Annotated in this window: 2 protein-coding genes; one reads left to right on the top strand and one right to left on the bottom strand. The window is 68.2% G+C overall.

The genetic code is table 11. From position 1 onward, the window contains the following. Positions 1-120: 120 nt before the first annotated feature. Positions 121-912 (bottom strand): lysophospholipid acyltransferase family protein, encoded by a 792-nt coding sequence (locus tag JCM9942_RS16230; RefSeq protein WP_054660890.1) that lies wholly within the window; start codon positions 910-912, stop codon positions 121-123. Positions 913-1108: 196 nt separating this feature from the next. Between JCM9942_RS16230 and JCM9942_RS19485 the strand changes: the two genes are divergently transcribed. After that, a partial coding sequence (locus JCM9942_RS19485) for a PAS domain-containing protein (RefSeq protein ID WP_172675178.1) occupies positions 1109-1297 on the top strand: 189 nt, incomplete at its 3' end.

Genomic DNA, 1297 nt, shown 5'->3' on the forward strand with positions numbered 1-1297 from the left:
CCAGCATCGACTGCAGGTGCGGATTGCGCAGCCAGGGCGGCGGCAGGTAGTTGGCGGCACTCAACATGGCCGACAGGCTGCGCCGCACCGGAGCCAGAGGGCGTGAACAACCCGCATCACTCAGGGCCCTTCCATCACCGCCACGATGCGCGCGCGCGCGGTCTCGGCGAGACGGCGCCGGCCTTCCAGATCCACGCTGCCGATCGGCTCGAGAAAATGCACCTCGGCCCGTCGCACCGGTTCACCCAGCAGCCGCAGGAAGTTGCCGAGGAAGCTCTCACCCGGCGCGAACGCCACCGTGGTCTGCGCATCGCCGCGCTCGCCATAGCGCAGCGCCACCGGCTGTACCGGCACCCCGGTCTCCACCGCGGCCTGGAAAATACGCGCGTGGAACGGGCCCACCTGCTGGCCACCGCGGGTGCGGCCTTCCGGGAACACCGCCACCGGACGCTGTTCCTGCAGGCGCTTGACCATTTCCTCCATCACCCCGCCCAGCGATTCGGTGTTGCCGCGCTGGTGATAGATGGTGTGTCCGCGCGAGGCCACCCAGCCCACCAGCGGCCAGCTGGCGATTTCGCGTTTGGCGACAAAACCGACCATCTTCTGGCTGTGGATCATGCAGATGTCGACCCAGCCGACATGGTTGGCCACGAACAGCACCGCACCGGGCAGCGGCTGGCCATAGCGCTGCAGGCGGAAGCCGAATATCCACATGAACATGGTCGACCACCCGCGCACCACGCGATGTTCCAGCGGATCGTCCGCCGCACCGAGACGGCCCCACGGGGGCAGCATCAGCAGCAGGATCAGCGGCAGGAACAGCACGATGTGGACCAGCAGCAGCGGGACGCGGTACAGGTAGCGGAACACGCGGACCACACCGCCATGGCCGGCGGATCGGGGGAAAGTCATCCGCGCACGATACCGGATGCGGTCCGGCTTTCGCCAGCGCGAACACCGCCGCCGGCGCCAGCCCCCTCCGTCGCACGGACAATGCCGCCGCCAACACCGCTGCAGGGACCCGGGACATTTGGCTTATGCTGGCTGCGTCACACCCTTCACGGTCTGCCGCCGGGCATGGGGAGCCATGGACATGGGGAGCCGCAGGATGGAGCAAAACACACCCGGACCGGCCAGCGCGATGCTGCCGTTCTTCTCGGCCGCGCTGGAACAGATCGGCAACGGGGTGATCCTGTTCGACGAGCAGAACCGCATCATGTACGTCAACGCGGCGATGGAGGCGATCTGCGGCTGGCCGCGCGCGCAGCTGCTCGGCCGCAACCTGGGCGTGCTGGCG

It is taken from the genome of Stenotrophomonas pictorum JCM 9942, assembly GCF_001310775.1.
Taxonomy (GTDB): Bacteria; Pseudomonadota; Gammaproteobacteria; order Xanthomonadales; family Xanthomonadaceae; genus Stenotrophomonas; species Stenotrophomonas pictorum.

Excerpts from the sequence above, each read along its gene's own strand:
- JCM9942_RS16230 (WP_054660890.1), bottom strand. The coding sequence starts at position 912 with ATGACTTTCCCCCGATCCGCCGGCCATGGCGGTGTGGTCCGCGTGTTC.